The 8295-nt window shown below is 71.2% G+C and carries 7 protein-coding genes and 1 pseudogene; 2 read left to right on the plus strand and 6 right to left on the minus strand.

From position 1 onward, the window contains the following. Positions 1–906, minus strand: a pseudogene (gene hemW / locus AC2W7J_RS13055) (radical SAM family heme chaperone HemW); the annotation flags it as partial. Positions 907–938: 32 nt separating this feature from the next. On the opposite strand from hemW, the gene AC2W7J_RS13060 reads away from it, so the two are divergent. Further along, the gene (locus tag AC2W7J_RS13060; RefSeq protein ID WP_421008982.1) at positions 939–1712 is read left to right on the plus strand and encodes a tyrosine-protein phosphatase; all 774 of its coding nucleotides are present in this window, start codon (positions 939–941) and stop codon (positions 1710–1712) included. 3 nt (positions 1713–1715) lie between these two features. On the opposite strand, the gene AC2W7J_RS13065 is transcribed toward AC2W7J_RS13060, so the two are convergent. From AC2W7J_RS13065 to AC2W7J_RS13085, 5 genes are all read right to left on the minus strand, one after another. Continuing rightward, on the minus strand, positions 1716–2192 hold the full coding sequence (locus tag AC2W7J_RS13065) for a hotdog fold domain-containing protein (RefSeq protein ID WP_255183743.1): 477 nt from the start codon (positions 2190–2192) through the stop codon (positions 1716–1718). 76 nt (positions 2193–2268) lie between these two features. Continuing rightward, on the minus strand, positions 2269–4140 hold the full coding sequence (gene lepA / locus AC2W7J_RS13070) for a translation elongation factor 4 (protein WP_485982897.1): 1872 nt from the start codon (positions 4138–4140) through the stop codon (positions 2269–2271). A 72-nt stretch (positions 4141–4212) separates the two neighbouring features. Further along, positions 4213–4515, minus strand: coding sequence for a hypothetical protein (locus AC2W7J_RS13075; RefSeq protein ID WP_485982899.1), 303 nt, complete (start codon positions 4513–4515; stop codon positions 4213–4215). Between the two features lie 402 nt (positions 4516–4917). Next, positions 4918–6177 carry an alkaline phosphatase family protein gene (locus AC2W7J_RS13080; RefSeq protein WP_485982900.1) on the minus strand — a complete coding sequence of 420 codons (1260 nt, stop codon included), beginning with the start codon at positions 6175–6177 and terminating at the stop codon, positions 4918–4920. Positions 6178–6188: 11 nt separating this feature from the next. Further along, positions 6189–7670 carry an alkaline phosphatase D family protein gene (locus AC2W7J_RS13085; RefSeq protein WP_485982902.1) on the minus strand — a complete coding sequence of 494 codons (1482 nt, stop codon included), beginning with the start codon at positions 7668–7670 and terminating at the stop codon, positions 6189–6191. A gap of 314 nt (positions 7671–7984) precedes the next feature. Between AC2W7J_RS13085 and AC2W7J_RS13090 the strand changes: the two genes are divergently transcribed. Next, on the plus strand, positions 7985–8295 hold a 311-nt coding region (locus AC2W7J_RS13090), incomplete at its 3' end, for a type II toxin-antitoxin system PemK/MazF family toxin (protein ID WP_485982904.1).

Raw genomic sequence — 8295 nt, forward strand, 5'->3', positions numbered from 1 at the left:
GCCAGCGCCTTGGCCCAGGGTTCGCCGGTGGCTTCGAGGTTCCACCAGCGCACACCGTTCGGACGTGGCGTGGCGCCCCGGCCCGACGCCCCACCAGTCGTGGCTGCGCCAGTAGGCGATGTTGTGCCGGCACCGGTCGGCGGGCGTGCGGGCCCAGTTGCTGATCTCGTACCAGTCGTAGCCGGCGTCGGCGAGCAGCTCGTCGGCGAGCTCGTACTTGTCGGCCTCGTCGTCGCCCGTCGGCATCGGCAGCTCGCCGCGGCGCACCCGGGCGGCCATCTTGGTGCCGTCCTCGACGGTCAGCGCATAGGCCGACAGGTGGTCGGGCGCCAGGCCCACCGCGGTCTCGAGGGAGGTGCGCCACTGCTCGAGGCTCTCCCCCGGCGTGCCGTAGATGAGGTCGAGGCTCACGGCCAGACCGGCGGCTCGGGCCGCGGCGACGGCCCGGGAGACGTTGGCCGGGTCGTGGGTGCGGTCGAGCGTGGCGAGCACCTGCGGCACCGACGACTGCATGCCGATGCTCACCCGGGTGAAGCCCCCGTCGGCCAGGACCCGCAGCGACTCCTCGGTGACGCTGTCGGGGTTGGCCTCCGTCGTCACCTCGACGTCGTCGGCCAGCCCCCACCGCTCCCGCACGGCGTCGAGGAAGCGCACGAGGTCCTGCGGCGGCAGCAGCGTCGGCGTGCCGCCGCCGACGAAGACCGTCGAGACCCGGCGGTCGTCACCCACGGACCGGACTGCGAGGTCGAGCTCGGCGATCGCGGCGTCGACATAGGTGGCGACGCTCGCCCCCTTCGCCCCGCCGACGGGGCCCAGCTCGGTGGCGGTGTAGGTGTTGAAGTCGCAGTACCCGCACCGGACCGTGCAGAAGGGCACGTGCAGGTAGATGCCGAAGGGGGGACGCACCGGCTCATCCTCCCACCGATAGCGTGGGCGCCATGACCCGGTGGATCGAGCTCGACGGCGTCGTCAACATGCGAGACCTCGGCGGGCTGCCCACCCGCGACGGACGCACCACCCGCGAGGGCCGGATGATCCGCAGCGACAACCTGCAGGACCTGAGCGAAGGGGACGTGCGTCGCCTCGTCGACGAGCTCGGGGTGAGCGACGTCGTCGACCTGCGCAGCCACGTCGAGTACGAGGTGACCGGAGCGGGTCCGCTGCGCGCCACCGCGCTGACGCACCACCACCACAGCCTGCTGCGCGAGGACCGCGACCCCGACGAGACGATCGAGCAAGCCCTGGCCGTCCGGTGGGGCCGGCAGGACCACTCGCCCCGGGACGGCGCCTTCTGGGCCAGGCACTACACGGGCTACCTCACGGCCCGGCCCGACTCGGTGGCGGCGGCACTGGCCGCCGTCCGCGACAGCACGGGCGCCACGGTCGTCCACTGCGCGGCGGGCAAGGACCGCACCGGCACCGTGGTCGGCATGGCCCTGGTCGTCGCGGGCGTGCCCGCCGAGGTCGTCGTCGACGACTACGTGCGCACGGCCGAGCGCCTCGAGCGGATCATGGACCGGCTCTCGAGCGTCGAGCCCTATGCGCGCACGCTGCCGACGCACAGCCTCGAGGACCAGCTGCCACGGCGCGAGTCGATGGAGGCCGTGCTCGCGCACCTCGAGTCAGAGTTCGGCGGTGCCGAGGGGTGGCTCGAGGCCGCGGGGTGGTCGCCGGAGCAGGTCGCGCGGCTGCGCGACCGGCTCGTCGGGTGAGGCTCAGGCCTTCTTCGGCTTGGCGGTGACGTAGACCGGGATGACGCCCTCGACGACGACGACCCCGTCGGTGCGCACGGCCTTGACCCGGATGTCGACGTCGTAGGGAGCCTCGCCCGCCCACTGCTCGGGGTCGGTCTCGGCGACGCACAGCAGGTCGGTCGTCGACTTCGCCAGGTAGCTCACCTGCAGGCCGCGCGGCAGCCACCGCTGGTCGCTCGGGCAGGTCGCCTCCGCGAGCAGACCCATGGCGGCCTCGAGACCGTTGCACACGGCGATCGCGTGCAGGGTGCCGATGTGGTTGTGCACCCGCTTGCGGTTGCGGATCGACAGCTCCGCGTGGTTGGCGCGGACCTCGCGCACCTGCGGGCGCACGGTGGCGAAGTAGGGCGCCTTGACGGAGTAGAGCAGCGAGAAGAGTCGCTTGCCCGCCGGGAGGCTCGCGATGCGCTGGTAGAGGGCGAAGGTCTGCTGGGCCATGACCGCCACACTAAGCCAGCGCTTAGTGACCGGGAAGGGTCCCCGGCGTCGCCTGCGTCACGTCAGCAGCGCGCCGCTACTTCTTCGCCTTGTCCACCGCGCTGTCGTCGGAGGAGAGCGCAGCGATGAAGGCTTCCTGGGGCACCTCGACGGTGCCGATGTTCTTCATCCGCTTCTTGCCCTCCTTCTGCTTCTCGAGGAGCTTGCGCTTGCGGGAGATGTCACCGCCGTAGCACTTGGCGAGCACGTCCTTGCGGATCGCGCGGATGTTCTCGCGGGCGATGATCCGCGCGCCGATGGCGGCCTGGATCGGCACCTCGAACTGCTGCCGCGGGATGAGCTCCTTGAGCTTGCCGGCCATCATCGTGCCGTAGGCATAGGCCTTGTCCTTGTGGACGACCGCGCTGAAGGCGTCGACGGTCTCGCCCTGCAGGAGGATGTCGACCTTGACCAGGTCGGCGGCCTGGTCGCCCGCTTCCTGGTAGTCGAGGGAGGCGTAGCCTCGGGTCTTGGACTTCAGCTGGTCGAAGAAGTCGAAGACGATCTCGGCCAGCGGCAGCGTGTAGCGCATCTCGACGCGGTCCTCGGAGAGGTAGTCCATGCCACCGAGCTGGCCGCGCTTGCCCTGGCACAGCTCCATGATCGCGCCGATGAACTCGCTCGGCGCGAGGATCGTCGCGTTGACGACCGGCTCGCGGACCTCCGCGACCTTGCCGTAGGGGAACTCGCTGGGGTTGGTCACGAGGACCTCGGAGCCGTCGTCCATCGTCACCTCGTAGACGACATTGGGCTGGGTCGAGATGAGGTCGAGGTCGAACTCGCGCTCGAGGCGCTCGCGCACGATCTCCAGGTGGAGCAGGCCGAGGAAGCCGCAGCGGAAGCCGAAGCCGAGGGCAGCGGAGGTCTCCGGCTCGTAGACGAGCGCGGCGTCGTTGAGCTTGAGCTTGTCGAGGGCGTCGCGCAGCGTCGGGTAGTCGGACCCGTCGATCGGGTAGAGCCCCGAGAAGACCATCGGGTTGGGGTCCTTGTACCCACCGATCGCGTCGGCCGCGGGCGCCGCGGCATTGGTCACGGTGTCACCGACCTTGGACTGGCGCACGTCCTTGACGCCGGTGATCAGGTAGCCGACCTCACCGACGCCCAGGCCCTGGCTCGGGATCATCTCCGGCGAGATGACCCCGATCTCGAGCAGCTCGTGGGTCGCCTTGGTCGACATCATCGCGATCTTCTCGCGGGGGTGCAGCGCCCCGTCGACGACCCGCACGTAGGTGACGACACCGCGGTAGTTGTCGTAGACGGAGTCGAAGATCATCGCCCGGGCGGGCGCCTGAGCGTCACCCTCGGGCGGCGGCAGCTCGGCGACGATCTTGTCGAGCAGGGCCTCGACGCCCTCGCCCGTCTTGCCGCTCACCCGGAGCACGTCCTCGGGCTCGCAGCCGATGAGGCCGGCGATCTCCTCGGCGTACTTCTCCGGCTGGGCGGCCGGCAGGTCGATCTTGTTGAGCACCGGGATGATCGTCAGGTCGTTGTCCATCGCCAGGTAGAGGTTGGCGAGGGTCTGGGCCTCGATGCCCTGCGCGGCGTCGACGAGCAGGATCGCGCCCTCGCACGCGGCGAGCGAGCGGGAGACCTCGTAGGTGAAGTCGACGTGCCCCGGGGTGTCGATCATGTTCAAGCAGAAGGTCCCGGGCTGCCCCGCTGCGTCGACCCCCTCCCACGGCATGCGCACGGCCTGCGACTTGATGGTGATGCCGCGCTCGCGCTCGATGTCCATGCGGTCGAGGTACTGCGCGCGCATGGCCCGGGCCTCGACGACGCCGGTGATGCCGAGCATCCGGTCGGCGAGCGTCGACTTGCCGTGGTCGATGTGGGCGATGATGCAGAAGTTGCGGATCTGCGCCGGCGGGGTCGCGTTGGGCGGCAGGGCCTCACGGGCCTGGGGTGACACGGGTGGCGGACCTCGGGGTGCGTGGGAGCGGGTGGACGTCCGCCCATCATCCCACGCCCCCGAGGCGTCACGTCAGAGCCGGGCGCACTGGCCTTCCTTGTCGCCCGAGACCCGGTTGCCCCAGCCCTTCGGGGCGGGGGTGTTGCTCTTGCACTGCAGGTTGCCGTGGACCCGGTTGTCGTAGACGTACTTCGCGCCCTTCGGGTTGGAGAAGAGCTGGATGTCGCCGTCTGTGCGCGAGCGGATGACGTTCTGCGCGTAGCCGCGGTTGCCCTCGAGCTGGATGTTGCCGTCGACGAAGGCATTGCGCAGGTGGTGGCTGGCCCCGTCCTCGAGCTGGATGTCACCGTCGACCCAGCCGTAGGTGAAGCGCACGTAGGCGTGACCCTGGGACTGGATATTGCCGTCGACGCTCGAGTGGTAGGAGCGCAGGGTGGCGCCCCGGGCGATCTTGATGTTGCCCTTGACGTCGAGGCTGTTGACCCGGCAGCTCGCGCCGCTCGGGACGACGAGGTCGCCGCTGATCGTCTGCTTCGAGATGGTGCCGCGGCAGGTGCGGTCGTCGGCCGAGGCGGGGGCCGCGGTGGCGACGCCCCTCCGGCGGCGACGGCGAGGACGGCGGTGGCGGTGGCGAGGCGGTTCATGGTGGCTCTCCCTGTGACGGCTCGGTGCCCTGTGCCCGAGCGACGCACGTCACGCTAGGAAGCCCCCATGAGCCGTGCGTGAAGGCTCCATGAGAAGTCCTTCACCCACGGCCCACGGGGTCGGGGCGGCCTGTCAGAGCCGGCTGACCCCGTCGTAGCCACCCGGCAGCGAGGGCAGGCCGAAGATCGCGCCGACGGTCGGCGCGACGTCGAGCGTGTGGGCGGTCGCGGTGCGCGTGCCCGGCCGGACGAGCGGGGAGCCACCGCCGAGGACGAAGGGGATGGGAGCCGTCGTCGGGTGTCCGTGGTTCCCGGGGATCGGGTTGTCGAAGATCGTCGGGTCCGAGAAGCGCCAGCCCTGCTTGCAGTAGACGACGAGGTCGCCGGCGTTGGCGCCCAGGCGCAGCTCGGCCGGCGTGTGCACCGAGAGCACCCCCGCCTGCCGCTCGACGAGGGTGCGCAGCCGCTGCAGGCCGGCGGCCCGCTCCCCCGCGGGGCCGGTCCAGTAGAGGCAGTCGGCGCCACCGTTCTGCGCGATCTCCACCTTGTCGCGCAGCGTGGTGTCCCACCAGATGGGGGCGCCGAGCGAGATGACCTTCCACGCCATCGACCAGTCCATCGAGTGGTCGGCGAGGTGGATGATGACCGAGCGCTCCCACGCCCCCTTCGCCTTGAGGTGCTCGACGAAGTCGCCGACGAGACGGTCGGTGTTGGCCAGGGCGGCGTAGCGCATCGCGGGCAGGCTGGTCGTGCCCCCGAGGTCGGCGTGACCGACCCGGTCGATGTCGCCGAAGTTGACGAAGACGAGGTGCGGGTCGGCCTCGTCGACCATCTTGACCAGCGCGTCGTAGGTGTAGCCGTCGGGCGCGTGGTCGGTGATCGGCATGAGCGGCTTGGGCTCCCACCGATAGGTCGCGCGGTCGCCGAAGACCCCGTAGAGGTAGTCCTTCGACAGCACGGTGCCGGTCGTCAGGCCGCGGGCGTTGAGCCGCTCGATGAGGGTCGCGACCTTGATGTCGCTCGGCTGGTCCATGTCGCGGACCTCGCCGAGGCCGCGGTCGTAGATCTTGTTGGCCGGCACGCCGCTGCGGTCGGGCCGCACGCCGGTCATCATCATCACGTGGTTGGGGATGGTCTCCATGACCGGCAGGGACCGGGCGTTGGGGTACCAGGTGCCGCCGGTGCGCAGGGCATGCAGGTGAGGGGTGCACTCGGGCGTGATCTCGTCCGGGCGCAGCCCGTCGGTGACCAGGACGTAGACGCGACGCTGATCCCCCTTCGACGCGGCGGAGGCCCAAGGGGCACCGAGCGCGCCGGAGATGGCGACGGTCGCACCGCTGGCGGCGGCGAAGCGCAGGAGGGTGCGGCGGGAGGGGTGGGACGGGGTGGTCATGGTCTCTCCGGTCAGGTGGCGGGGTACCAGACGCGACGGGCGCGCTGGGTGCCGGGCAGGGTCTCGAAGCCGGCGCTCCACCGGACCGGCGAGGCCGGGTCGGTGCGGTCGGCGAGGGCGTACCAGTCCATCTGGGCACGGCTCGGGGTCAGGGTGAGGACGCTGAAGCCGTGACGGTCGAAGTCGAGGTAGCGCACGTGCGGGTTGGCGGTGCGGATCGCGGCCTCGACGGTGAGCGAGACCGTGCGGGGCGCGACCTGGAGGATGTCGTCGAGGTTGTCGGAGGTGACCGACGTGCCGACGAACTCGACCGCGACGCTCGGGCTGAAGGGGTAGGTGCCGACATTCTTCGGCAGGTCGCAGGCCCACGCGGAGTGGATGTCGCCGGTGATGAAGACGGTGTTGGGGATCGCGTGGTCGGCGAGGTGGTCGATGAGCTCGCGGCGGTCGGCGGTGTAGCCGTCCCACTGGTCGACGTTGTAGGGGATGCCCTCCGGCGGGATGAGCCCACCCATGTCGTTGAGCGCCTGCCCGGCCTCGACGTCGACGGCGGCGAAGGTCACCGGGGAGATCATCACCGGGTTGCCGACGAGCTTCCACGTCGCGCTCGAGGCGCTCAGCGACTCCTTGAGCCAGCCCATCTGCGCGTCGCCGGCGATGGTGCGGTCGGGCGAGCCCACCTGGCCGAGGGCGGCGTAGGAGGCCTGCTCGCTGCGATAGCTGCGCAGGTCCAGCATGCGCAGGTCGGCGAGCGTGCCGAAGGACAGCTCCCGGTAGACCTGGTTGCCGTCGCCGAGGGTCGCGGTGCCGGACAACCGGATCGGCATCCACTCGTCGTAGGCGCGCCGCGAGGCGGCCGCGCGGTCGGCCCAGGCGCCCTCGGTCTCCGGCTGGTGGTTCTCCGCGCCGTCGATCCACGCGTCGTTGGCGCTCTCGTGGTCGTCCCACGTGGTGATCCACGGGGCGACCGCGTGCAACGCCTGCAGGTCGGGGTCGGTCTTGTAGTGACCGTGCCGCACCCGGTAGTCGGCGAGGGTGACGATCTCGTGCGTCGGCTGCGTCGTGCGGACGACCGTCTCGCCCGCCCCGTACTCACCGGTCGGGTACTCGTAGAGGTAGTCGCCCATGTGGAGCACGGCGTCGAGGTCGCCTCGTGCGGCGAGGTGGCGGTAGGCGGAGAACCATCCGGCCTCCCAGTTGGAGCAGGAGACGACGCCCAGCCGCAGTCGGCTCGGGGTGCTCGACGGCGCGGGCGCCGTGCGGGTCCAGCCCGTCGGCGAGGTGGCTCCCCCGCTGCGGAAGCGGTAGGCGTAGCGCGTGCCCGGCGTCAGCCCGCTCGCGTCCACCTTGACGGTGTGGTCGCGCTCGGTGCCGGTGGCGACCTGCCCCCGACGCACGATCCGGGTGAAGTCGTCGTCGGTCGCGACCTCCCACGTGACCTTGACCCGGGGGCCCCGGCCGGAGCCGGGCACGGCGTCGGCCGTCGGCGTCACGCGGGTCCACAGGACGACGGCGGTGGGCAGGCGGGTGCGCCGGAGGCGACGCCGTGGAGGAATCCGGTGGTCGGTGCGGCGTGCGCGGCCGACAGGGCGAAGGGGGTGACGGTCGCGGTGGCGGCGACGGCCCCGACGGCGCCCCGCGCACGACGTCACGTCGGGCGGGTCCGGGCAGGGGGGTATGAGGTGTGGCGTCCGAGGGCATGGCGCAGAGCCTGTCGGGGGTGGGTGTACGGCGGGTGACCTCACGGGTAACTTCCTCGCCGGTCAGTTCGTGAGGATGCTCACGCGGGAGCGCTAGCGTGGCCGGCATGAGCGACTACCCCGGCGACTTCACGGGTGTGCCGACGATGCAGTGGGCCCCGACCCCCGAGGACCCGACGCCCTCCCCCGGCGAGGTCGTCTGGGTCTGGGTGCCCTACGAGGAGGACCACACCCAGGGCAAGGACCGACCGGTCCTGCTCGTGGGTCGCGACGGCGACTGGCTGCTCGGCCTGCAGCTGACGAGCCACGACCACGACCTCGACGCCGAGCAGGAGGCTGCGGCCGGGCGCGCTGGATCGACGTCGGCTCCGGCGCCGTGGGACGGGCGCGGCCGGCGCAGCGAGGCGCGGGTCAACCG

The sequence above is a fragment of the Janibacter sp. CFPM2_SD2 genome (genome assembly GCF_057364645.1).

Excerpts from the sequence above, each read along its gene's own strand:
- AC2W7J_RS13060 (WP_421008982.1), top strand. The coding sequence starts at position 939 with ATGACCCGGTGGATCGAGCTCGACGGCGTCGTCAACATGCGAGACCTC.
- AC2W7J_RS13065 (WP_255183743.1), bottom strand. The coding sequence starts at position 2,192 with ATGGCCCAGCAGACCTTCGCCCTCTACCAGCGCATCGCGAGCCTCCCG.
- AC2W7J_RS13080 (WP_485982900.1), bottom strand. The coding sequence starts at position 6,177 with ATGACCACCCCGTCCCACCCCTCCCGCCGCACCCTCCTGCGCTTCGCC.